21 protein-coding genes are annotated in these 24,579 nt (G+C 66.3%); 7 read left to right on the top strand and 14 right to left on the bottom strand.

The features are described from left to right. Positions 1-64: 64 nt before the first annotated feature. The 6 genes from ACIBI6_RS30315 to cobC all read right to left on the bottom strand — a co-directional run bounded on the left by ACIBI6_RS30315 (position 65) and on the right by cobC (position 8,186). A complete protein-coding gene (locus ACIBI6_RS30315; protein ID WP_396958605.1) occupies positions 65-2,539 on the bottom strand; it encodes an FAD-dependent monooxygenase in 2,475 nt (824 codons plus the stop codon). A 315-nt stretch (positions 2,540-2,854) separates the two neighbouring features. Further along, entirely contained in the window at positions 2,855-4,126 is a 1,272-nt protein-coding gene (locus ACIBI6_RS30310; RefSeq protein ID WP_364345400.1) for a bifunctional RNase H/acid phosphatase, read from the bottom strand. Between the two features lie 82 nt (positions 4,127-4,208). Continuing rightward, a complete protein-coding gene (locus ACIBI6_RS30305) occupies positions 4,209-4,946 on the bottom strand; it encodes a zinc ribbon domain-containing protein (RefSeq protein ID WP_396958604.1) in 738 nt (245 codons plus the stop codon). Between the two features lie 203 nt (positions 4,947-5,149). Beyond that, positions 5,150-5,794 carry a hypothetical protein gene (locus tag ACIBI6_RS30300; protein ID WP_364345404.1) on the bottom strand — a complete coding sequence of 215 codons (645 nt, stop codon included), beginning with the start codon at positions 5,792-5,794 and terminating at the stop codon, positions 5,150-5,152. Positions 5,795-5,890: 96 nt separating this feature from the next. Then, entirely contained in the window at positions 5,891-7,021 is a 1,131-nt protein-coding gene (locus ACIBI6_RS30295; protein WP_364345406.1) for a Nif3-like dinuclear metal center hexameric protein, read from the bottom strand. A 127-nt stretch (positions 7,022-7,148) separates the two neighbouring features. Beyond that, positions 7,149-8,186: an Rv2231c family pyridoxal phosphate-dependent protein CobC gene (gene cobC / locus ACIBI6_RS30290; RefSeq protein ID WP_364345408.1), complete on the bottom strand. Its 1,038-nt coding sequence runs from the start codon at positions 8,184-8,186 to the stop codon at positions 7,149-7,151. A 44-nt stretch (positions 8,187-8,230) separates the two neighbouring features. Here cobC and ACIBI6_RS30285 point away from each other — a divergent pair, with 44 nt between their 5' ends. Together ACIBI6_RS30285 and ACIBI6_RS30280 are read left to right on the top strand one after the other, a co-directional pair. Beyond that, entirely contained in the window at positions 8,231-8,785 is a 555-nt protein-coding gene (locus ACIBI6_RS30285) for a low molecular weight protein-tyrosine-phosphatase (protein ID WP_364345410.1), read from the top strand. Further along, on the top strand, positions 8,785-9,645 hold the full coding sequence (locus ACIBI6_RS30280) for an SURF1 family protein (RefSeq protein ID WP_364345412.1): 861 nt from the start codon (positions 8,785-8,787) through the stop codon (positions 9,643-9,645). Before ACIBI6_RS30285 ends, ACIBI6_RS30280 begins: the two co-directional genes overlap by 1 nt. 22 nt (positions 9,646-9,667) lie before the next feature. On the opposite strand, the gene ACIBI6_RS30275 is transcribed toward ACIBI6_RS30280, so the two are convergent. After that, positions 9,668-10,585, bottom strand: a complete 918-nt coding sequence (locus ACIBI6_RS30275) for a cobalamin biosynthesis protein (protein ID WP_364345414.1) — start codon at positions 10,583-10,585, stop codon at positions 9,668-9,670. Positions 10,586-10,730: 145 nt separating this feature from the next. Here ACIBI6_RS30275 and sigJ point away from each other — a divergent pair, with 145 nt between their 5' ends. Beyond that, on the top strand, positions 10,731-11,678 hold the full coding sequence (gene sigJ / locus ACIBI6_RS30270) for an RNA polymerase sigma factor SigJ (RefSeq protein ID WP_364345416.1): 948 nt from the start codon (positions 10,731-10,733) through the stop codon (positions 11,676-11,678). Between the two features lie 40 nt (positions 11,679-11,718). Here sigJ and ACIBI6_RS30265 read toward each other — a convergent pair whose 3' ends face one another. The 3 genes from ACIBI6_RS30265 to ACIBI6_RS30255 form a co-directional block, all read right to left on the bottom strand. Continuing rightward, positions 11,719-13,227, bottom strand: coding sequence for a serine hydrolase domain-containing protein (locus ACIBI6_RS30265; RefSeq protein ID WP_364345418.1), 1,509 nt, complete (start codon positions 13,225-13,227; stop codon positions 11,719-11,721). Positions 13,228-13,270: 43 nt separating this feature from the next. Beyond that, entirely contained in the window at positions 13,271-14,386 is a 1,116-nt protein-coding gene (gene ald, locus ACIBI6_RS30260; RefSeq protein ID WP_364345420.1) for an alanine dehydrogenase, read from the bottom strand. Positions 14,387-14,461: 75 nt separating this feature from the next. Continuing rightward, entirely contained in the window at positions 14,462-15,229 is a 768-nt protein-coding gene (locus ACIBI6_RS30255; RefSeq protein ID WP_364345422.1) for an MBL fold metallo-hydrolase, read from the bottom strand. A gap of 71 nt (positions 15,230-15,300) precedes the next feature. Between ACIBI6_RS30255 and ACIBI6_RS30250 the strand changes: the two genes are divergently transcribed. The 4 genes from ACIBI6_RS30250 to ACIBI6_RS30235 all read left to right on the top strand — a co-directional run bounded on the left by ACIBI6_RS30250 (position 15,301) and on the right by ACIBI6_RS30235 (position 17,989). Further along, positions 15,301-16,272 carry a helix-turn-helix domain-containing protein gene (locus ACIBI6_RS30250; RefSeq protein WP_364345424.1) on the top strand — a complete coding sequence of 324 codons (972 nt, stop codon included), beginning with the start codon at positions 15,301-15,303 and terminating at the stop codon, positions 16,270-16,272. Between the two features lie 83 nt (positions 16,273-16,355). Beyond that, positions 16,356-16,871: a gamma carbonic anhydrase family protein gene (locus ACIBI6_RS30245; RefSeq protein WP_396958603.1), complete on the top strand. Its 516-nt coding sequence runs from the start codon at positions 16,356-16,358 to the stop codon at positions 16,869-16,871. A 165-nt stretch (positions 16,872-17,036) separates the two neighbouring features. After that, positions 17,037-17,222: a hypothetical protein gene (locus tag ACIBI6_RS30240; RefSeq protein ID WP_364345428.1), complete on the top strand. Its 186-nt coding sequence runs from the start codon at positions 17,037-17,039 to the stop codon at positions 17,220-17,222. A 146-nt stretch (positions 17,223-17,368) separates the two neighbouring features. Next, complete coding sequence (locus tag ACIBI6_RS30235; RefSeq protein WP_364345430.1) at positions 17,369-17,989, top strand: TetR/AcrR family transcriptional regulator; 621 nt, start codon at positions 17,369-17,371, stop codon at positions 17,987-17,989. A gap of 3 nt (positions 17,990-17,992) precedes the next feature. On the opposite strand, the gene ACIBI6_RS30230 is transcribed toward ACIBI6_RS30235, so the two are convergent. The 4 genes from ACIBI6_RS30230 to ACIBI6_RS30215 form a co-directional block, all read right to left on the bottom strand. Then, positions 17,993-19,969 carry an Eco57I restriction-modification methylase domain-containing protein gene (locus ACIBI6_RS30230; RefSeq protein ID WP_364345432.1) on the bottom strand — a complete coding sequence of 659 codons (1,977 nt, stop codon included), beginning with the start codon at positions 19,967-19,969 and terminating at the stop codon, positions 17,993-17,995. 193 nt (positions 19,970-20,162) lie between these two features. Continuing rightward, entirely contained in the window at positions 20,163-21,524 is a 1,362-nt protein-coding gene (gene dctA, locus ACIBI6_RS30225; RefSeq protein ID WP_364345436.1) for a C4-dicarboxylate transporter DctA, read from the bottom strand. A 159-nt stretch (positions 21,525-21,683) separates the two neighbouring features. Continuing rightward, positions 21,684-23,117, bottom strand: coding sequence for a carboxyl transferase domain-containing protein (locus ACIBI6_RS30220; RefSeq protein WP_364345438.1), 1,434 nt, complete (start codon positions 23,115-23,117; stop codon positions 21,684-21,686). A gap of 202 nt (positions 23,118-23,319) precedes the next feature. Beyond that, positions 23,320-24,570 (bottom strand): KasA/KasB family beta-ketoacyl-ACP synthase, encoded by a 1,251-nt coding sequence (locus ACIBI6_RS30215; protein ID WP_364345440.1) that lies wholly within the window; start codon positions 24,568-24,570, stop codon positions 23,320-23,322. Between the last annotated feature and the right edge of the window lie 9 nt (positions 24,571-24,579).

Genomic DNA, 24,579 nt, shown 5'->3' with positions numbered 1-24,579 from the left:
TAGCGCGAATTACCGGCATCGACATCGATGCCGGGATTCGCCCTCGTTTATGGGTGCGAGTCGGTCAGATCACCGACAGCAATGCGCGCACACTCTCATCGGCAAGTCGCTCGGCGCGCCCACGAGAAACCGCCGGCTCGACATAGCCGAGGTTGAACGACAATTCGCCGTGTGTGGCATTGGCGGTGGCCATGATGAAGCCGCTCACCGACATGCCCGAGACGAATTGCGCGCCCGAGAGCTGCCACGCGCCGATCTTGTCCGGGAACGGGTAGCGACCCAGGTAGGTCATACACAGGTGACCTGGACCGCGGGTGTCCATCAACTTGACCGTGGATGCACTGGCGGCCACCGATTTCGGTGCGGCGACCTTCAGCAGGCTCAGTGCCGCGAGATGGTCGCGACGGTCCATTCGTGCGCCGTACTCGCGCTCGATCTCGCCGGCGATCTGCCACAGCGAGGACCACGGCGCGTATTTCGCCAGGGTCGCGATCATGCCCTGGTAGGTGCCGACCTCGGTGTCGGCGACCGCGCCGTCGAGGTGGCCGCGGAAGTTCACCGAACTGCCTACGGTGTACCAGGATTCGGTGTAGGTGCCCGACTCGCGTGCCGCCGCGATGAGCAGCGCCGCCGAGAGCGCGGCCTGCAGGCCGACGCCGTGACGCTCGCAACCTGCGGTCAATGCGTCGAGTTGATCGGCATCCAGACTGCGGTGCACAACCCGGCTACGTCGCCGCGACGGCGGGGCGAGTTCGGTCGGCTCGAGTCGCCGCGGCCGCTTCAGCTGCGACTTCTGGTCGCGCAGCAGCGATCCGACCGTGCGGCCGAAGCCCTTGGCGCCCTGGAACTTCGCCGGGAACAGCTGCTCCGGACCCGGCCGAACCGGGGCGGGCTCGAGATCAATGCCATCGCCCGCGGCGACCTGCAGCACCTGCTTGGCCACCGACATAGCGCTCTCACCGTCGGCGATCGCATAGTGCAGGGTGACGATCAGATCGCTGGTCTCACCGGTGGCATCCGTGATGAGCACGGCGCGCGCGAGCGGACCGGAGTGCCAGTCGAAGGGCTCGCGCAATTCGACATCGTCGACCTCGGCCAGCCAGGCGTCCGGACCGGCGGACTCGACCACACGCAGCGGAATCGGTGTCGGCACCGGCACGAAACGCGGTGCGCTGCCATCGGGTTCGGCTGCCACCGCGACACCGAGCAGCGGATGTCGATGCCGCACTTCGTCGAGGCCGATTCGCACCTGCTCGGCGGTGATCGAGCCGTGCACCCGCACCCGGGCCAGAATATGCAGCGGCGCAAGCTGATCCGCGATCCAATGCCAGCGCTCCACCGGAGACAGCTGGCGCGGCAGTCGCGCGGTCGGTCCCTCCAGCGGCGGGAACGACATCGGCTTACCCAATTCGCGCAGGAAGAATTCCGTGGGTGCGTGCCGGAAGTAGGTGTCGCGAGCCTTCACCAGTTTGGGATCGGTTGTCTGCTCGATCTTGCCGAGCGACCACGAACCGTTGACGAACATGGCCGTCCGCTCGGCGCGCACCTGCTCGTAACGACGCAGGCCCGCAACGGGATCCAGCGAGGTCTTCAGCGTGTGGGCGAGTACGACGGCGTCCTCGATGGCGGAGTTGGCGCCCTGACCGAGGCTGGGCAGCATGGGATGCGCCGCATCGCCGAGCAGGGTGACCCGGCCGCGACCCCAGCCATCCAGCGGCGGACGGTCCTGGCAGGGCACGGCGAGCACATCGGCCCAGTCGGTCTGATCGATGCAAGCGCGCACCTCCGGCGCCCAGTCGGCATAGAGCCGCTGCAAATCTTCCTTGGTGCCATGCCAATCGGCGGCCTCATCGCCCGGCATGGTCATGGTGCCCCACCAGTACACCCGGCCGTGGCCAATGTCGTGGATGCCGAAACGCATTCCGGTGCCCCAATAGTGCGCGGAGTAGCCGTGCGGCACGGCCGGATGTTCGAACGGGACGCAGGCCAGCCAGGCGACGAAATTGCCGGGGCGCGGTTCGGCGCGGCCGTGCAATTGGGCGCGCACCACGGAGTGGATGCCGTCGGCGCCGATCAGCAGATCGCCCTCGGCGATGCGGCCGTCGGCGAATTCGACGCGCACATGCTCACCGTCATCGATGAACCGAGTCGCTTGTGCGCCAACATGAGTCGGAGTGTCGCCGATCGCGCGCAACAGGACCGCATGCAGATCCTTGCGGTGCAGGGCGACACTCGGTGCGCCGAGTCGCTCGTCCTGACGGTGCACCGGAAGCACTCGGATGGGGGTGCCGTCCGGGTTGTTGAAGCGGAAGGTCTCGACCTTCCCGCCACGCTCGAACAGTTCTTCCTCGATGCCGAGGCCGATCGCGCGCAACGCCTTGATTCCATTGGCCTGCACCGAAAGTCCGAATCCTTGGCCACGCAGCTCGGGTGCGGCCTCATAGAGCTCGACCACGAAGCCCGCCTGTCGCAATGCGGCGGCCGTCGTGAGCCCTCCGATCCCCGCACCGAGCACGATAACCTTGATCGGACTACTCATTCGAACCTGCGCTTCCATCGAATCACTCGACCGCACAGGACTCTTCATCGTTCGAAGCGACCACCGAGCAACGCTGCCCGCCAGCTCTCATCCCCCCGAGCAGCACTGTTCGAAGACCTTGGTTATCCCCGACCAGACAGGCGGGGCGGGATGCCTGTGCCTGACCGACCCGAAGCCTACCGCTATAACCGTGTCTGAAACGTTACCGTGTGAGATTCAACCCAAAGGGACCGGTTCGACAGGCCGAATCCATTGCGATGCGCCATAATTCACGGTTCACCGAAAAACATACGGGTTGGTCCGACGCTCGAGTCCTCAGAGGTAGGACGTGTCGTTGACCAACCGAACCGATGAACCGCCGTCGGGATAGAACTCCGCGATCGAGAGCGACGCCAGGTCCAAGTGCAGGCGGTACAGCAGCGACGGGCCGACACCGAGCGCCAGTTGCAGCAATGTCTTGATCGGGGTCACGTGGCTGACCACCACGATGTTCTGGCCGGGATAAAGGGCGAGTAAATCGCGGCGAGCCGCCTCGACTCGTTCGCGCACCTGATCGAAACTCTCACCGTTCGGTGCGGGAGTCGAGGGATCGCCGAGCCAGCGGGCGTGTAGTTGCGGATCTCGTTGTGCCGCTTCCTGGAAGGTGAGGCCCTCCCAGTCGCCGAAGTCGGTTTCGGTGAGACCGTCGAGTACGCGCACCGGAATATCGAGTGCGGTGGCGGCGGCTTCGGCGGTCTCACGGGCGCGGCCGAGCGGGGAGGTGACCACCGCGGCGATACCCCCCTTCGCGGCGAGCATTTTCGCGGCGCGGGCGGCCTGTTCACGGCCGAGGGCGGTGAGGGGCGGGTTGCCGCGCCCGGAGTAGCGGCGCTCTATCGAGAGGGCGGTTTGGCCGTGGCGCAGCAGCAGGAAGCGGGTCGGACGGCCGGTCGCGCCGGTCCAGGCGGGGGCAGCTTCGGCGGCGGTCGGCGTATCGCGTTCGGCGGCTTGGGTATTGGATGCGCGTGCCTCGTCGATCCAACTCGGCAGGTGCTCTTCGACGCTACGCGCGGAGGGCTGCTCATCGGTCCAGCTGAGCAGCTGTTCTTCGGCCTCGCGGACCTCTTCCGCCAGGTTGGCGGCGACCGCGCCCGCATCGAGCAACTGCCGCTCGGCGGCATGCACCTCGCCGATCAGCGTGGCGTCATCCATCGCCTCGTTCGCCAGCCGGTCGGCATGTGAGTTCTCGGCGCGTGGAATCCAGGTGAACGTCACGCTGTCGAATCCGGCGACCAGCCTGCGGGCCCGGTCGGCCAGCGGAATCATGGACGCGTGTTTGACCTTCCAGCGTCCCGACATCTGCTCGACGACCAGCTTGGAATCCATGCGCACCGACACCACGCGCGCACCCAATTCCGCCGCCGCCTCCAAACCAGCGATGAGCCCACGGTATTCGGCGACATTATTGGTGGTGATGCCGACGTATTCCTTGCGTTCGGCGAGGATACGGATGTGATCGGCGCCGAAGACGACCGCGCCGTAACCGGCCGGGCCCGGATTGCCCCGAGAACCGCCATCGGCCTCGACGATCACCTCGCGCTCGGTCATTGTTCCTCTCGTCCTCTTCGACAGCCGACCATCCGTCGCTGGGAGCGGACCGACGCGAGTACTGATACCCGCACCGGAGACCTCACAAACCCGATTCTTTGGTGCGCACCAGGATCGCACCGCATTCGGGGCACCGCACGATCACGTCCGGCGCGGCCTTAGTGATGCGCGCGATCTCACCGCGGTCGAGTTCGATCCGGCACGCGCCGCACCGGCGGGCCTGCAGCAGCGCGGCGCCGGTGCCGTGCTGGGTGCGCTGTCGGTCGTAGATGCTCAGCAGTTCGTCCGGGAACAGCGCGACCAGATCCTTGCGATCGGAATCGCAACGCCCCTGCGCCACATCGAGATCGGCCAGCGCCTCGTCGCGCAGGCGTTGCGCATCGGCCAGCTCCTGCTCGGTCTTGCTGAGCCGCGCACCCGCGTGATCGTGATCGGATGCCGACGCCTCGCGACGCTCCATCACCTCGAGCAGCTCGTCCTCGAGCACCGAACGGCGACGCTCCAGGCTACCCAGCTCATGCTGAATCTCGGAGAGCTGCTTGGCGCCCACCGAACCGGCGGTCAGCATGCCGCGGTCGCGCTCCTCGCGCTTGCGCACCGCATCGACCTCACCCTCCAGCTTGCGGATATCCCGGTCCAGATCGTCGAGCATGATCTCGACCGCCACCGCCGCATCCTTGTGCGCATTCCGCTCTGTCTCCAGCCGTGCCACATCCTGCTGCTCGGGCAGCACAGTGCGCCGATGCGCGATCCGCGTCAGTTCGGCGTCGACGGCGGCGAGCTGGAGCAGCTTGGACTGGACAGCTGGTTCGACATTCAACGCGGACAAACTCCTGGACGCTGTGGACGGATGGAGGCACGCGAGCCACGGGCGTGGCGATGCCAGTCTTCAACCGTACCCCGGATGGCGGGTGATTCGGTCCGAGGGGAGTGGTCGGTGCGTCATCGACCGCGGAATAAGCGCGAGCTGGCGATGGTGGTGCCATCGGAACACAGATCCGACGTCTTTATCCGGCCTCTGTGTCAACTGCCCGGCGCGCGGGTTTTGATGGCGTCGCGGGAGATGAAGACGTCGTAGGTGCCCGGGGTGGCGATGACGGCGTTGCCGTAGGCGGAGCGGACGAAGGGGTCGGTCCACCATTTGTGATTGCGCATATCGTTGAAGAAGTCCTGGTCGTCGCCGTTGACGAAGATCTGGTTCTGCGTGGTGGCGACGCCGTCGAGGCGTTGGCCGTAGAGGCGGGTGACCTTGTAGCCGGAGTGGAAACCGAGGGCGTTCACCCACGGCTCCAACTCGACGATATTGGCCTGCAGCACCCATAGGTCACCCTCGACCTGATATTTCTCGTGCTTGTCGGGGTGGTGGTCGTCGCCGTAGAGGGTGAGGTCGACCTCGAGCCGATGGTCTTGGCCCGCAACCTGATTCACCACCACGTGCGCGGCCTTGACCTCCCCGCTCAATCCCAGGAATGTCTGTACGAGCGTGATCACCCACAGCAGCAGTACCGCGACGATCAGCAGCGCCAGTCCACCCGCGCCGCGCCCGAGCAGAACCCGCAATCCGACCTTGCGCACCATGACGAGCGCCGATATCAGCAACGCGACCGCGACCAAGATGATCAGCATCAGGCCGATCTGCACGATCCCGAAGTCCACCGGGAAATTCATGCGGTAGTTGTACCCCGATCGGGCGCGTCAACTCACCTGAACCACATACCAACTCCGGCAACACGCCCTGAACACGCCGTCGCACTGGATGGTTCGTTATCGGGTCACGCCGGTGGCGCTGATCGTCCAGGGGTCGGTGCGCAGGGTGCAGATGCGGGTTTCGAGGTCGGGCAGGGCGGTTCGGACTGCTGTTTGCGCCTGTGCGCACCATGGGAATTCGGTGGCCCAGTGGGCGGCATCGATCACTGCGGGGCCGCCGCGGCGCAGGTGTTCGTCGACCGGATGGTGGCGCAGGTCGGAGGTGACGTAGGCGTCGACGCCGAGGCGCGCCGCGGTGTTCAGATAGGAGTCGCCCGCGCCGCCGCATACCGCGACGGTCCGGATCATGCGATCCGGGTCACCAGCCGCGCGCACGCCCCAGATGGTCGCGGGCAGTGCGGCGGCGACCCGAGAGGTGAACTCGCGCAAGGACTCCGGTTCGGGGAGGGTGCCGACCCGACCGATGCCGAGCCCGGATGGCAGCGCCGCGCGCTCGGTGACGTGGTAGGCGGGGTCTTCATAGGGATGGGCCGACCGCAGCGCCGCCAGCACGGCGGTGCGCGCCGAGGGCGGTGCGATCACTTCGAGGCGGTCCTCGTCGACCTGCCGCAATTCCCCGATGGCGCCGATCGCCGGGTTCGCCCCTGTCACCGGACGAAACTGCCCCACTCCTGGCACCCGTAAAGCACACTCACGATAGGTACCGCTGCCACCGGCACCGGCTGCGAACAGCGCGGCCAGCACGGCATCCGCATCTGAACGCGGCACCTGCACCACCCAATTGTCCATGGCAGCTTGCGGTTTCGAATCCAATGGTCCGGTGACGGTGAGTCCGAGCGCCTCGGCCAGCGCATCGGAAACTCCCGGATCAGCGGAGTCGGCGTTGGTATGCGCCGCGAACAATGCGCACCCGGACCGGATGAGCCGATGCAGCAGAGCGCCTTTGGGCGTATCCGCCGCGACAGTGTCGACGCCGCGCAACAGCAGCGGGTGGTGCACCACCAAAGCCTGTGCCCGCCAATCGATCGCCTCATCCACCACGGCGGCAGTGGCATCCACGGCGAACAGCACCCGAGTCACCTCATCGACCGGATCACCGCACACCAACCCCACCGAATCCCAGGACTCCGCCAACTTCGGCGGATAAGCCGCGTCGAGCACCCCGATGAGATCCGCGAGCGTCGTCATCCGTCTACCTCCGTCTCCCGTTTTCCGGCCACACCAAGATCACCTGCCCACACTCGACAGTCCAGGACGAGCGCCCTCGCGCCCACACGGGTGCGGACATCACACGGACAACCCAGCTGGGTCGACATCAAACTCCTGCCGCACGGATTCCGGCGATCAACCGATCGACCTCGGCGGGACCGCGGACAGCAATGCGCAGGTAATCCGGTCCGAGGCCGGGGAAGGTGTCGGCACGGCGGACCGCGATTCCATGGTCTGCCAGGTGCTTTCGCAGGAGTTCACCGTCCGGCACGCGCAGCAATAGGAATGGTCCGTCAGCGGGGGTGTGGACGTGTATGCCCAGCGCGGTCAGTCGTTCGATCATCGAGTGGCGCTCGGCGGCGATCGTCTGTGCTCGCTGTTGTGCCGCGGCGACCGCATCCGGCTCGGCGGTCGCGGTGATCGCTTCCAGTTGCAGCGTGCCCAGCGGCCAGTGGGCGCGGCCGTGATTCAGGCATGCCAGCAGGTCGGGTGCGCCGAGGAAGTAACCACAGCGCAGACCCGGCAAGGCCCAGGTTTTGGTGAGGCTGCGCAGGACGAGGATGTCCGGTGCGGGCGAAGCGGCAAGTGACTGCGGTTCGCCGGGAATCGCATCGGCGAAGGCCTCGTCGACGACGATGATGCGGCCCGGTCGACGTAGCGCGCGGATGGTTTCGGCGGGGTGCAGGACCGAGGTGGGGTTGGTCGGGTTGCCGAGCACCACCAGGTCGGCGGCGGTGGGAACGAGCGCCGGGTCGAGGGCATACGGCGGTTCGAGTACGACGCGGGTCACCGGGATATCGGCCTCGCGCAGCGCCAGTTCGGGTTCGGTGAACGAGGGATGCAGCACCGCGGCCAGTCGCGGTGCGAGCCTGGACAGCATTGCGAAGCCCTCGGCCGCGCCCGCCAACAGCAGCACTTCATCGATCGCGCGACCGTGGCGGGCCGCCACCGCGGTGCGTGCGGCGAGTTCGTCGGCCGCGCTCGGATATCTGCCGAGATCGTCGAGGCGCGCGGCCAGGCGGTTGCGCAGCCAAGGCGGCGGCGCACTGCCCTGCACGTTCACCGCGAAATCGAGCATGCCGGGGCGCACGTCGACGTCACCGTGGTGACGCAGTTTCGCGTGATCGACACTCTCGGCTGACACGAGAAATCACCCTACGTGGCGGTCCCTCGGGACGACCGGCCAGAATGGCTGTCGTGGGTGAGTTGCACGTGTCGTTCGTCTGTACCGGCAACATTTGTCGATCGCCGATGGCGGAGAAGATGTTCGCGGTACACCTGTACCGCGAGGGGCTCGCCGACCGCGTGCGGGTCAGCAGCGCGGGCACCGACGGCTGGCATGCCGGACAGGACGCCGACGCCCGCACCAACGCCACCCTGGACCGCCACGGCTACCCGACCGGCCACATCGCCGCGAAATTCGGTAACCAACACCGCGACGCCGACCTGCTGATCGCCCTCGACTCCGGCCACGAACGCCGCCTCGCCACACTCGGCATCCCATCGGACCGCCGCCGCCTGCTCCGCAGCTTCGACCCCGCCGCCGACACCCTCGACGTTCCCGACCCGTACTACGGCGACACCGCCGACTTCGACCTGGTCCACGACCAGATCGCCGCCGCCATCCCGGGGCTTTTGGACTGGGTCCGTACCACCCTCGCCGCGCGCGGCCCGATCGCCGACAATGAGCCCGGAGATAAACCAGACCAATCAGTCTCTTATGTCCCAGACGGACGCTCGTGATGCGCCGACTGACCTTCCTGCTGCGCCCGAGCTGGCTGATCCTGGCCGTACTCGTCGCGGCCTTCGCTTATCTCTGCTTCACCGTGCTCGCACCGTGGCAGCTCGGCAAGAACACCACCACCTCGCACCGCAACCAGCTGATCGCCGATTCGGTGCACGCCGCCCCGATCGATATCGCCACCGTCCTGGACAACCAGAGCACCGATTCGCGCGCCGAATGGCGACGTGTCACGGCGACCGGCAGTTACCTGCCGAACTCGACCGTGCTGGTCCGGCTGCGCCACCTCGACGGCGCGCCCGGCTACTCGGTACTGGCCAGCTTCAAACTCGACGACGGCCGCATCCTGCTCATCGATCGCGGTCTCGTCGCGGCCGTCGACGGTTCCCGCCCACCGCAGATTCCGGACCCGCCCACCGGGCCGCAGAAGATCGAGGCGCGCATCCGGATGTCCGAGGGCGTCACCCCCGGTAAGGACCCGACGGTCCAAGACGGCTACCGCCAGGTGTACTCGGTGGACACCACGCAGGAAATGACAGTCCTACAGGAGCCCCTCACCGTCATCCCCACCGGCGAACGCGGCGGCTACCTGCAGCTCAGCGAAAACCAACCCGGAGCGTTCACCCCTACTCCCCTCCCTCAACTCGACGCGGGCCCCTATCTCTCCTACGGCCTGCAATGGTTGGCCTTCGGCATCATGGCTCCCCTCGGCCTCGGCTACTTCATCTATGCCGAGATCCGCGAGCGCCGCAAGGACAAGGCCACGGCTACCCCGGAACCGACCCCGACCAAAACCCCGACCCCCACACCGGCATCCACCAATGAGCAGCGCCTGGCCGACCGCTACGGCGGTACTCGCTGACCAAGTCCGCCACTGGGCGGAGTCAGCGCCGCAGAATCGACCAGAGTGCGGCGGTCAGGACCGCGCCCACCTGGATCGCCTCCGACATGCGTACAGCGCGCCGCAGATCCGCGACCCGAGGTGCGGGACCGTCACCCAGAGTTGGACGCAGTTCGGTGCCGTGCCGATATTGGGTCCGCCCGCCGAGCCGGACACCGAGCGCACCTGCCATCGCGGCCTCGACGACCCCGGCATTGGGGCTGGGGTGCTTGGACGCGTCTCGTCGCCACGCGTGCAGTACGTCGGCCGGATGTCCGCCCACCACAGGCGCCAAGGCGGCGGTGAGCATGCCGGTGATGCGCGCGGGCAACAGATTGGCCAGATCGTCGACGCGGGCGGCGGCCCACCCGAAGCGCAGGTACCGGTCGTTGCGGTAGCCGATCATCGCGTCCAGCGTGTTGATCGCGCGATACCCGAGCAGCCCGGGTGTCCCGGCGACCGCACCCCACAGCAGCGGCGCGACCGTCGCATCCGAGGTGTTCTCGGCAATGGATTCCAAGGCGGCACGGGCCAATCCGTCCGCCTCGAGCGCCTCGGGATCGCGCCCGCACAGCGAAGGCAATAGCGCCCGCGCGCCCGCCACATCACCGGACTCGAGCCGGTCGGCCATCTCGCGTCCGGCGCGCACCAGACTGCGCCCGCCGAGCACCGTCCATGCCGCCAGCGCGGTCGCAACTACCCCACCGCGCCGTAGCCCGAACCCGAACACCGTTGTCGCACCGACCAACACCAGTTCGTGCACAACCCCCGCCGAACGCCGATCGGTGTAGGTCACCCGCTCCAGCGCAACTGCCGCCGTACCGAATCCAGCCACCGGATGCCACCGGCGTGGATCACCGAATACGCGGTCGAGCGCGAATCCGAGCATCAGCCCGGCCGCCCTGGAAGTCCCCGTTCGCACCCGGCGAGGGTAGCCCGTCACCGCGCGCAACCCGCCAGCACGCCATGCGAGCAGAGATGTCACACTCGCTAACCCTGCGTCGTCATCAGCATGACGACACCTAAGCTCGCCCCTGTTGGGGCCGCACGACCGAACGGCGAGACCAGTGACTGACCAGCCTTCCTCCGAACCCATCGACCAGGCCGAGTTGGCTCGGCGTTTCGAGGAGCACCGGCCGTATCTGCGCAGGCTCGCCTACAGCACGCTGGGCAGTCTCACCGATGCCGACGATGTGGTGCAGGAGGCATGGCTGCGGCTGCAGCGCCAGTACGAGGCCGGGACAGCGGGCGAGATCGAGAATCTGCGGGCCTGGCTATCCACCGTTACCGGGCGTCTGGCCCTCGATCAGCTCGGTTCGGCCCGCGCCCGGCGCGAGCAGTACGTCGGTGAATGGTTGCCGGAGCCCGAGGTCACCACCTGGGACGATCCGGCCGACCGGATCACGCAGGACGAGCGCGTCACCACGGCGCTGCTGGTCGTATTGGAATCCCTCTCGCCCGCCGAGCGCACCGCATTCGTACTACAGGATGTGTTCGGTATGAGCGGCCCCGAGGTCGCCGAGGTCGTCGGTCGCACACCGGCGGCGGTGCGCCAGCTCGCCTCGCGTGCACGCAAGCGCGTCGAGGACGGCACACCCCGCTTCCCCGCCTCACCCGACGAACAGGAGAAGGTCGTCTCGGCCTTCGCGGTGGCCTGGCGCTCGGGTGATCTGAGCGCGCTACTCGGCGTGCTCGACGCGAACGTCAGCCTGACCGCCGACGGCGGCGGCAAGGTCCCCGCCATCCGCCAGGCCGTGCGCGGCGCCGAACTCATCGCGAAGATGCTGCTCGGCTGGTACCACGCACCGTCCGCGGCGGGCGCTTGGGGCCGCGCGGTTCTGGTCAACGGTGCGCCCGGTCTGGTCGTCTTCGACGGCAACCACACCGGCGTGTTCTCCTTCACCATCGATAACGGCCGCATCGTCGCCATCAATGTGGTCCGTAACCCGGACAAGCTGCACGACCTGCCCACCGAAGGCGCGCCCGACTGGTACCTCGGCCCGGACGCCGAATAACCCACGGGGCCCGCACATTCGATGTGCGGGCCCCGATCGGCTAGGTGGGCGCTTGGACAACGGGCGTTTCTGGCTCGACAACGGTCCCGGATCGCTTGCGTCGCAACATAATGAGCCACACGCCGCGAGCCAGAACAACGCACAGGCCCGCCAACGCGGCAATGCCGAGAAATACGACGAGACCGGGCCAAACGTAAGTCACCTGGAGGAAAGTCGGGGCCCGACCGCGGAAGACCAGACCTGCGAGCTGTGGCAGCGCGATCAGGATCGGGATCGGGGCGAGATAAGGCAATTGGCGCAGCGCGATGAGCCAGCTCGGGCGAGCCTGCTGATCAGCCCACCGGCGCGATCGCACCAGGCAGAACCCCCCGAGCCCGAGAGTTGCGAGTGTCAGCAGCGCCATTCCCCAATCGGCGTAGATGCCCCACGGGCGATGCACATCGGGCGACTCGCCCTGGGTCAGCGCGACCAAGCCCTGCGCGATGATCTTGGGATCATCCTCGAGTGCCAAGCCGGTATCGGCGATGACAGCGATCCCGTAGCCGGTGTCGGACACCAGGACCTGCGCGGCGGTGTAGGTGAACCAGTCACCGTAGTGCACGAGCTGATCGGATTGCGCACGCTCCCAGCCCATTCCGTAATCGTCGTCACTGACTCCCGAGGGCGTGTGCATCTCGGTCACCGCCGCCGACGACACCAACCGGTGCCCGTCCGGCGCGACACCACCGTTGTTCTGGGTGATCAGCCACGCGGCCAGATCGGCGGCCGTGGTGATTACACCGTGGCTACCGCCGACGAACCAGTCCGGCTCAGCAACCGGTATCGCGAAACCGTATGCCCGAATGTATCCGTGCGTCACCTCCTCGGCCTCGCGCGCCGAATTCACCGTCGTGCTGTCACGCATTCCAATGGGCCCGAATACATTACGCCGCATATAGTCCGCGAACGGTTCCCCACTGACCACCTCCACCAACCGAGCGGCCACCTGATAATTCGGATTGTGATAGTGGAATTCCGTCCCCGGATCGGCGGCGAGTTTCGCAGCATGCAGTCGCTCGACCGCACCGGCCAGTGAATCCGCCTGCGGCCGTCGCAGATCGGGAAATGCGGTATCCGACATTCCGGACGTCTGATTCAACAACTCGCGCACCGTGATCCGATCGCCACGCGAATCGGCCAACCGAAAGTCGGGGAGGTACTCACGCACCGGCGCGTCGAGACGCACCTTCCCGGCATCGACCAACTGCATCACGGCCGACGCCGTCATGGATTTGCTCACCGAAGCGATCGGCATGCGCGTCGTCGCGCTGATCGCCGCGCCGCTCGAATCGTGCCCATATCCCGCCACGTACACCACCTGATCCCCGTGGGTAATGGCGATCGAAGCCCCCGGCAACCGTGTCCGGGAAAGGTATTCGGACATATATCGGTCCACCGCGGCCGGATCGACGCCCTCCACCGTCGGTGCCGCAACCGCCGCACCAACCGACGGCAACAGCACCAGAAGCACCGCCATCACCACTACCCGCCGCAGGAATTCCGCAGTCACCGCTTTCACCCTTCCCATCGCGCGGCCGCGCAATCGCAATACGTCAGCCAGCCAACCCAACCGGTTCGGGTATCGAATATCCGTGCGCCGCCGCAACCTCCGCCGATAACAGCCGCCCTTTATCCGCGGTGACCCCGCGTGCGAGATCGGGATGCGCCCTACACGCCTCCCGCCACCCGTGAGCGGCAATCGCGCGCACATACGGGACAGTGGCGTTGGTGAGCGCCACGGTAGCGGTGTGCGGCACCGCACCCGGCATATTCGCCACACAGTAGTACAGCGAATCGGCCACGCGGAAAGTGGGATTCGCATGCGTTGTCGGATGCGAACCGGCGAAACACCCGCCCTGATCGATGGCGATGTCCACCAACACCGACCCGGGCCGCATACCGCGAACCAGTTCCTCGGATACCAGCTTCGGCGCCCGCGCACCCGGCACCAGCACCGACCCGATCACCAGATCCGCCGCCAGCACGGCCCGCTCGATCTCGACCGCATTCGAGGCCACCGTCGAGATGCGCCCTTCGAACCGTGCGTCGAGTTCGCGCAGGCGCGCCAGATTGGTGTCCAGCACGGTGACTTTCGCCCCCATCCCGGCCGCGACAATGGTCGCGTTCGTCCCCGCGACACCACCGCCGAGCACCGCCACATCGGCCGGAAGCACTCCCGGCACCCCGCCGAGCAAAAGCCCGGCACCACCGAGCGGCGCCATCAGGTGATACGCGCCGACCTGCGGTCCGAGCTTGCCCGCGACCTCGCTCATCGGTGCCAGCAGCGGCAGCGACCCATCCGCCGCGCGCACTGTCTCATAGGCGATCGCGGTGATTCCGGACCGCAGAATCGCATCGGTGCATTCGCGCGACGCCGCCAGGTGCAAATAGGTGAACAGCACCTGCTCCGGCCGCATCCGCGGATACTCCTCGGCGATCGGCTCCTTGACCTTCAGAACCAGCTCGCCCTCCCACCACACCTGCTCGGCGGCGGGCACCATCCGCGCACCCGCGGCGACGTAATCCGCATCCGAAAATCCGGACCCCACCCCCGCGCCGGCCTGGATCAGCACCTCGTGCCCGTGCCGCACCAGTTCCCCGGCACCAGCCGGGGTCAGCGCCACTCGAAACTCCTGCTCCTTGACCTCCCGCGGAACTGCGATCCTCATATCGCCATCGTGGACCACCGACGGTCCCGGCGCCATGAACGCCGCGCTGGACGCACTGTCGGTTTCCGAGGACGCTCACACAGCGAACGTCTCACCCAGCTTCGGAATGCGCAGCTGTTCACCCCGACCGGCGTAACCGAAATTCCGCTCCAGGCGCTCGAGCGTCTCACTGAAGTGCGCCCATCCCTCGGCGTGCACCGGCACGATCACCGCATCACCCAGCGCCTCGGCGGCCTGCACCGCGGTGCGGGCATTCAGCGTGAGATCGATATCGCCGAACCGGCCGACATTCGCCGCACCGGCGAACAGGATCGCGATATCGATCCGACCGATGCGCGCCACGATCTGCTCGACGAGCTCGACCGAAGCATTATCACCCGACACGTACACGGTCGGCAGCCCCTCGGCCTGCAATACGAACCCGGTGACCACGCCGGTCTGCGACTCGCACCCCACTGGCCCGTGCAGTGCGGGCACACCCGTCACACGCACCTCACCCAGTGTGACAGTCTCCCAATTCGCCAGTCCCCGAACACCTTCGATGCGACCGGCGGCATCCGGCGTCGACAAGACGGTCGCCACGGTGGACAGGAATTCACGGCCGGAGTGGTCCAGATTGTCGTCGTGCTGGTCATGCGACAGCAGCACCACGTCCACCGGTCCCACCTGCTCCACCGGAACCGCCGGGCCGGTGAGCTTGTGCAGTGTTATCGGACCCGGGTAGTCGCCCGGAGCGTCGAAGGTGGGATCGGTCAGCCACGTCAGGCTGCCGTACCGGAAGCGCAGGGTGGGCCCGCCGATGTGCAGGGCTTCGAAGGTCGTGCGTGCAATCGTCTCGGTCATGGGATCAATACTTGTCGCCCCGATATTCGATCAATAGTGGCCCGTGAGCCGCGTAGCGATAAGATCAGGCCATGCGTTCCGTCGCCGCTCTGGCCTTCGATGGGGTCATCCCCTTCCATCTGTCGGTACCGACGCTGGTCTTCGGCCGGGTCGGCACCGAGGGGACACCTGACTATCGCGTCGAGGTGTGCGCCGAACAGCCAGGCACGCTGCGGACCCCGGCCGGTTTCGACATCGTCGTGAAAACCGGACTCGACGCCTTCGAGCGTGCCGACCTGGTGGTGATCCCGAGCTGGCAGCGCGGCATGGGCATTTCGGCGCAACTGCGCGACGCACTCCATGACGCACACGCCAGAGGAGCCCGGATCGTCGGCCTGTGCCTGGGCTCCTTCGCGGTGGCGGCGAGCGGCTTGGCGGACGGTCGGGAAGTCACCACCCACTGGGCCGCGGCCGCCGAATTGGCCGCGACCTATCCGAAGGTCCGGGTCCGCGCCGACACCCTCTGGACCGACCTCGGCGATATCGTCACCTCCGCGGGCGTCGCCGCCGCACTCGATTGCTGCCTGCACCTGGTCCGCGACGACCTCGGCAGCCGCGCCGCCACCGAACTGGCCAGGTCGCTCGTGACCGCCCCGCACCGCAGCGGCTCCCAGGCCCAGTACATACCGGTCGCAGTACCCGAAGCCGCCGACGACGATCCGATCGAACGCGCGATGGTCTGGGCGCGTACGAATCTCGGCGAGCCGATCGACCTGGATAGTTGGGCTCGCATCGCGCTGATGTCGCGACGCACCTTCACTCGACGCTTCCGCGAACGCACCGGGAACAGTCCGCAGCAATGGCTGCTGCAACAGCGCGCCGACCGCGCCCGACTACTTTTGGAATCCACCACCGAGACCATGGATCGCATCGCCGCCGAAACCGGCTTCGGCACCGCGGTCAGTCTGCGCCACCACTTCCACCGCATCCTCGGCACCAGCCCGGCCGCGCACCGCGCGCTGTTCGCGGGCGCACCCGTCCCCGAATACTCGGCCGCGGAGTAATAGCGACAGGATTGCGATGCCGCCTCCGCCGAGTTCGCCCACCCCGTGGGCTCCGCCGGCCTCGGTCCCTTTATGTTTTCGGCATGAGGATCGAGGTAAGCGGACATATACCCGAAATCGACGAGACCGCGTGGATCGCACCGAACGCCACCGTAATCGGACGCGTGCAACTGGCCGCCGAGGTGAGCGTCTGGTACAGCACGGTCCTGCGCGCCGACCTCGAGGCGATCAGCGTCGGCGCGCGCACCAATATTCAGGACGGCTGCGTCCTGCACGCCGACCCGGGTTTCCCGCTCACCGTCGGCACCGGAGTTTCGGTGGGACACAATGCGATCCTGCACGGCTGCACCGTCGGCGACGATGTGCTCGTCGGCATGGGTGCCACGGTCCTCAATGGCGCGGTCATCGGCGCGGGCAGTCTGATCGCCGCAAATGCCCTGATTCCGGAGGGTGCGCAGATTCCGCCCGGTTCGCTGGTCGCGGGTGTGCCCGGCAAGGTGCGTCGGGAGTTGAGCGAGGCCGAGCAGGACGGCATCCGACTGAATAGCGCTGTGTACCTGCACAACATGGCAAACCACCGCGACGCGAAGCAGATGTGAGACAGAGCACACTGATCAAGTGACCAAACTAAATCGCTGATAACATTTTGCCAGCGTGCCCGGTGTCCCGGGATCTCCCGCCGACGCAGCTGTCGAGTGGCCTGTAGCGCGGAGGGCGAGCCCACCGGATGGTGGCCGCGCAGCGTGCAGGTAGGAGGTATCACGGTGGCGTACGTGCAGCAGAGTATGCACCGGCCGTCGGGGCGGATCAGCGTGGCCGACATCGCGGCCCAACCGGGTGGGGTCGAGGCGCTACAGCGGCGAGTGCACGAGTTGCGCTCCAGCGGAGTGGATTTCGCCGCCAATGCGATCGAAAAGGAGATGGCGGAACTGGATCTGCCGCGCACATAGTCGCGCGTGCGCCGGTCGTCTGTCCAGTTCTGGTGCTGATCCGCGGTAGCACTGCCGCGCCCCGGTGAAATAATGAACGGCACTCACCCGCACCGTCGCGACGCCCAGCCACCACCGGCGTCCCGAGCCGATCGACTGGAGCCTCGATGCCGACCGTTCCGCCCATCCTCCAGCGCATCCTGGAAAAGCCCGTCAGCGACGGCGAGAAGTTGCTGGAGAGCGCGCTGTCAGCTTTCCTGGACTTCGGCATCAAACGCACCAGCATGGGCGAGATCGCCCGGCGCGCCGGAATCAGTCCGGCCACGCTGTACCGCCGCTTCGAATCGAAGAATGATCTGGTCGAGGCGGTCAGTGTGCGCGAGGCGCAGCGTTTCGTCGCGGAGATCGATAAGCGGGTACAGAAGGTCGACGGCGTCGAGGAGCAGCTGATCGAGATCTTCGTCGCGGTCATCACCGCGATCGCGGGCAACGAACTGTTGCGGCGGCTGCTACGCACCGAACCCGATCTCATCCTGCCCCGGCTCACCACCGAGGCCGGACCGATCATCGCGGTCGGGCGCACATATCTGGCGGAGAAATTGCGCGAACTCCACAGCGGCGCGGATGACGATTTCGACTTCGAACTCGTCGCCGAGATCATGGCGCGGCTGGCACTGTCGCTGGCATTGACGCCTGACGGGCTCATTCCGATCGATGATGTGGCGGCGGGTCGGGATTTCGCGCGACGCACCCTGCTGCCGATGGTCGGTGTCCGCGCCAGCGCATAACCGTCAACGCGTTTCGAATACCCGGATGCCGAACGCGGCCGCTACCCACTCATCGAGCAACCGGAGCGAATTCGTATCGGGCTCTCTGCCGTCGTCGATGAATTCCCGCACCAGTTCGACGACTCCACCCGCCCGCATCGTGGTCGGATCCGGCAGCGGTAGCCGCGACACATACTGGGTGATCCACCGCCGCCGACCCGAATACAGCCGATTCCCGCACACCGCATCGTAGAACCGCAGGCCCAACGCCGAGTTCGCGACGCCCATCAGCAAATACGCCAGCCGCTCCGCGGCGCCGTCGACCCCGAGATCGGCCAGCGATATCCAATAGCAGTCCCCGTTCACCACCGCCCCGGACCGATCCAAGGCGAATCGCGGCCGCTCACTGATATCGGGGAAGACCACCTTCGGCACCCGCCACAGATGCGGCCGCTGCGGCACCCAGATCTCGAACCATTCCCTGCCACTGTCGGTCAGATATTTCCGACCGGCCAACGTCTCCCGATGTGACTCCAAATATGCTGCGGCGCCCGGAAAATCCCGCAGGTCAACGGGCATGCGCGCGGGCTGCGCCGTGTCGTACGGATACAGCACCCGCACGTCGCGCTCCCGCGAGATTTGCCACGGATCGACATCCTGATGGGTGATCAAATCGAAGAGCAACTCCCCCTCCGGCGGTGGCCGCACCTCCCCCCACCGATCGGAGATGAATACCCGATCCGCAGTCGTCTTGATACCTACCCGAATTCGCCCCACGGCACCGAATGTCCGCCAGGTCCCCGCCTCCACCTCGGCCAGCCACCTGTCGACCTCCGGCCGGGACATTCGCCAAGCGCCGCTGTCCTCGGCCGCGTCACACCTCACATCCACACCGTTATCCGGACCGGAGGCGGCGATCTGCCAGTCCACCACCGAGCCCACCGGATCGCTGCGGATCGCCCGATCACCTGATATCTGATCGCCGGACGCCCCGCGGGTCACCGCCCGCTCACCCGTCGCCAACGTGCCGACCTCGACCGCGAAGGTGCGCCCACCATGCTCGACGCAGTGACTGTGTTCGGCCGCCAGCGCCTCGAAAAGATCTGTCCCACCGATGTTTTCGGCGGTATCCACCTCGTAGGCCGAAACATAGCGGCAAACTGCGCGCGACGCCGTCCGAGTGGCGATGGTGACCGCGGGCAACACCGCAGCCTCGAACAACTTCGTGTCGCCGAGGTCATACAGTTCGACCGGAGCCAACTCGGTGCGCAGCAGGCTCCGGATGTTCGCACCGGCCTTGGTGGTGAGAAACCGATTGGCACACAGCAATCCGAGTACCCCACCCGACCGCAGCAGCCGCGGCGCGACCGCGACGAATGGATGGGTGAGATCGATCCGCCCCTGCAACCCGAACTGCTTGCTGAGCAACCGCGCGGTCTTCCCACCCAACTGCTGAGTCCGCACATACGGCGGATTGGTAATGATCGCATCGAACGCCCCCGCCGCGATCCCCGCCGATTCGGTCAAGAAATCCCCGACATGCCACTCGACCGCAACTCCGGCGGTCGCCGCCCGCTCCCGCGCGACCGCAACCCCGGCCGCATCCAGGTCGTATCCGACCAACTCCACCCGAACCCCCGGCAACAACTCCCGCGCAACCTGATCCAGCGCAAGCAGCAGCTCACCGTCCCCACAGGCCGGGTCGAGCACCCGCAGCATCCCTCCGCTCGGCACCCGCACCCCTACTGGTACCTCAATCCCCTCTTCCTGCACCTCCCCATCAGGCATCCCAGTACCCGATGCCGCCACTGTGTGCGCCTGCCCATCATGCGCCCCCGCCTCCCGCACGCGCGGCACCACAGCATGAGCGACTCCAGAGCGCCCGGTCCGCAGCGGCGCATGCTCGAGCAGCCGCCGCGCGAGAAAGCGCGCCAGGGCTGGTGGCGTGTAGTGCCTACCGTGCCGTTTGCGGTCGCGCGCGGCGGGCTCGCCGGGATTCATTCCTGGGATTCTGCCTCGTCACGACGCAACCGAGGCGATAACGCGGTCGACCGGATCTCGCGTCGTCGCGGGCGGGCCCGCGTGCGGCGACCGGCGAAGCGGCGCATGAGCTCATCGGCAAGTTCCTCGTACCGCACCTGTCGATGCTGCCGAGCCCGCGGTGCCCGGCGGCGTTACCACCGGGCACCGGTGCTCATGCCCTCGAGTAGGCGACCATCGGGTCCTTGTCTTCCAACGGCGGTACCTCTTCACCATCCAGCACCTTGCGCATCCGCTCGGAATCCAACTGCCCCTCCCACTTCGCGACCACGAATGTCGCGACGCAATTGCCGAGCAGGTTCACCGTGACCCGCATCGAATCCATCAGTCGATCCGCCCCCAGCAGCAACGCGACCGCCGCCACCGGAATCGACCCGTGCCCGATCGCACTGATCGTCGCCGACAACGCCAGGAATGACGAACCCGGCACGCCCGCCATACCTTTCGAGGTCAACATCAGCACGCCGACCGCCGTAATCTGCTCGCCGAGACTCAGATCCACCCCGAGCGCCTGCGCCAAGAACAGCACGCAGATGGACAAATACAGCGTCGCACCATCGAGATTGAACGAATACCCGGTCGGTATCACCAGCCCGGTGGTCGCTCGGGAGCAACCGGCCTCGGTCAGTTTGATCATGATCCGCGGCAGCACCACCTCGGTCGATGCGGTGCCCAGCGCCAAGAACAGCTCATTCTTGATGTATTTGACGAGCTTCCACAGACTCACCCCCGCGAAAACCCGCACCACCACCGCGAGCACCAGCAGGAACAGCACCGCCGCCGCATAACAGCAGGCGATCAACTTGCCATAGCTGCTGAGCGCGGAAAGTCCGTACTGCCCAACGATGTAGGCCATCGCGCCGAACGCACCCAGCGGTGCCAATTTCATAATCCAGCCGATGATCGTGAAGAAGATCTTCCCGATGTGATCGACGGCCTCCAAAATCACCGGCGGGCCATGCTCGCCGAACTTCGCCAAAGCCAATCCGAACAGCACCGCGAAAAACAACACCTGCAACAAAGCATTCTCCGCAAACGCCGAAATCACCGATGCCGGAATGATATTCAGCAAAAAGTCGACGGTATGCGGCAGCTCGCCGTTCTTTGTGGTCTTGGCGATCTTCTCGGCGCCGGTGGCCAGGGTCTGCGCGTCGACATGAAAGCCCGCACCCGGCTTCACCAGATTGCCGACCAGCAAACCGAAGAGCAGTGCGAAGGTGGTGATCACCTCGAAGTAGATCAGCGCCTTCACACCGATCCGCCCGACCGACTTCATATCGCCCACATGGGCGATGCCGAGCACAACCGTGCAGAAGATGATCGGCGCGATCACCATCTTGATCAGCTTGATGAACCCGTCGGCCAGCGGTTTGAGGTCCGCGCCGAAGTCGGGCCACAGCTTGCCGACCAGAATTCCGGCCACGATCGCCACCAGCAGTTGCAGGAAAAGCGACCGGTACCAGGGCGGTTTGCGCACCGGGTCGGTTGCTGCGGTGGATTCGATCGTCACGCTCATGCGCGCAACGTACGAGCTATTCGTATCACCAAAGTTTCAACTATATTGCCGCGCGGAAACCCGATCGATATATGACCATCACTCCAGGTCCGACAGCGAGAACAATACGAACGAAAGCGGACCCCGGGGAAATCCCGAGGCCCGCTCTTACCGCTGGATTTACAGCGGAATGTTCTTGTGGTGGCTCTTACGCACCGGCGCCGCCGCCAATGCCGCGGCGATGATGCTGCGAGTCTTGGCCGGGTCGATGACCTCGTCCACCACACCGATCGCCAAGGCCCGCTCGACACCACCGGCGATGCGCTCGTGCTCGACCGTCAGACGCTCGTGCAGCGCCTCGCGCTCTTCCTCCGGCGCGGCGGCGAGGGCCTTCTTGTGCAGGATGCCGACCGCGGCCTTGGCACCCATCACGGCGACCTCGGAACCCGGCCAGGCATACACCGCGGTCGCGCCGAGCGAGCGGGCGTTCATCGCGATGTAGGCGCCACCATAGATCTTGCGGGTAACCAGCGTGACCCGCGGCACCCGAGCCTCGGCGAATGCGTGCAGCAGCTTCGCACCGCGCCGCACCACACCTTCCCACTCCATGCTGACACCGGGCAGATACCCGGGCACATCGGTGAGCACCACCAGCGGAATGCCGAACGCATCGCACAACCGCACGAAACGCGCTGCCTTCTCGGCACTTTCGGAGTTCAGGCAGCCACCGAGGCGGATCGGGTTATTGGCGAGGACACCGACGGTGCGCCCGCCGAGCCGTCCGAGACCGGTGACGATGCTGCGCGCATAACCGCCCTGCAGCTCCTCGAACGAGGACTCACCGTCAACGTTGTCGAGCAGTTCGTGGACGATCGGCTTCACGTCGTAGGCGCGCTTGGCCGATTCCGGCATCATCGCCTTCAGATCGACATCACCGTGCGCGGCAGCGACCAGATCGAATTCGCCCTGCTCGGCGAACATCGACACCAGGCGCCGTCCACGGTGCAGCGCATCGGCCTCATCGTTGGCGACGATGTGCGTAACACCGGATTTCTTACCGTGCGTCTCCGGACCACCCAGGGTGGCCATATCGACCTGCTCACCAGTCACACTGCGCACCACATCGGGACCGGTCACGAAGACCCGGCCCTCCGGCGCCATGATCACGATGTCGGTCAGCGCAGGACCGTAGGCGGCGCCGCCGGCCGCGAAGCCGAGCACCACCGAAATCTGCGGCACCAGACCGGACGCGCGAACCATGGCCTCGAAGACCAGACCGACCGCATGCAGCGCCTCGACACCCTCAGCCAGGCGAGCGCCGCCGGAATGCCAGATGCCGACCACCGGAATGGCGGAATCGATGGCGGTGTCGATCGCGTCGACGATGTGCTTGCAGCCCTCCACGCCCATCGCGCCGCCCATGACGGTGGCATCGGAGCAGTAGGCAACGGTGCGGACACCGTCGACCTCGCCGATCGCGGCCAACACACCGGACTTGTCGCGCGGGTGCAGCGGGAGAACGGTTCCGGGGTCGAAGAAGCGTTGGAGCCGACCGAGCGGATCACGCGGATCGGTCGCAGTTTCTGGTCGAAACGCGGGAGCAACAATTGTCATCGCGTTTTCTCCTCACCTCGAGCAAGTGCGCCGCTACCGCGGCTGCGTATGTCGAACACCGGTGGGGTCGACCGACTTTGGCGTTGGTCGACCCCACCGGCGATCGTTGTGCAGTCAGCCAGTCTGTGCGGTCAAGCCCCGGAGGGGGCAGCTTGCGTAACCCGGTAGGGGCTCCGCACAAACTGAATCGGTTACCGAGCGGCTATGCCCGACCGAAGGCGAGCGCGACATTGTGCCCACCGAATCCGAACGAGTTGTTGATGGCGTACTCGATCTCCTGGCGGCGGGCCTCGCCGTGCACCACATCCAGATCGATCTCCGGATCCTGGTTCTCCAGGTTCAGCGTCGGCGGGACGAGGCCGTCGCGGATGCTGAGCACGGTGAGCACGGATTCGAGCGCACCGACGGCGCCGATCGAGTGACCGAGGGCCGACTTCGGTGCGTACACCGAAGCGTGGTTGCCCACGGCCTTGTTGATCGCGTTCGCCTCGGCGGTATCGCCGATCGGGGTAGCGGTCGCGTGCGCATTGATGTGGGTGATGTCCTTGGGTGTCAGACCCGCGGTCTGCATCGCCCGCGTCATCGCCCTGGCGGCACCATCACCCGTGGGATCCGGTGCGACCAAGTGGAAGCCATCGGAGGTGATACCGGCGCCGAGCAGGCGCGCGTGGATCGTCGCGCCACGTGCCTTGGCGTGCTCCTCGGTCTCGATGACCATCAGCGCACCGGCCTCGCCGAAGACGAAGCCGTCGCGATCCTTGTCGAAGGGACGCGAGGCGCCCTTCGGGTTGTCATTGCGGGTGCTCATCGCGCGCATCATGGTGAATGCCGCGATCGGCACCGCGTCGATGAAACCCTCAACGCCACCGGCGACGACGATATCGGCGTCACCCATGACGATCATTCGCCACGCATTGGCGATGGCCTCGGAGCCCGATGAGCATGCCGAGACCGGAGTGACCACTCCTGCCCTGGCCTTCAATTCGAGACCGACGACGGCCGACGGACCATTCGGCATGACCATCTGAACAGCCAGCGGCGAAATCTTGCGATAGCCACCGTTCTTCAGCTTGTCGACCGAGTCGATGAGCGCATCACCGCCACCGAGCCCGGTACCGATCGCCACACCCAGACGCTCCGGGTCGACCTCGGGGCTGCCCGCGTTCTGCCAGACCTCACGACCGAGTACGGTCGCGAGCTGTTCGACGTAGGCCATGCGCCGACATTCGACACGGCTCAGCAGGGTCTCTGGCCGGACCTTCAGGTGACCGCCGATGCGGACCGGAAGGTCGTACTCCTCGACGAAGGGGTCCTCGAGAACGTCGATCCCGCTCTCGCCGTTGAGGAGTCCCTTCCACGTCGCATCGACATCACCAGCGATCGACGTGGTCGCCGCCAGGCTTGTAACGACGACGTTGGGGAAGTTCCCGTTCAAGGTGGAAGGAGTGGTCACGGTGTCGGC

It is taken from the genome of Nocardia sp. NPDC050412 (genome assembly GCF_044458825.1).
Lineage (GTDB): Bacteria > Actinomycetota > Actinomycetes > Mycobacteriales > Mycobacteriaceae > Nocardia.
This window is presented reverse-complemented; position numbering and strand designations above follow the sequence as displayed.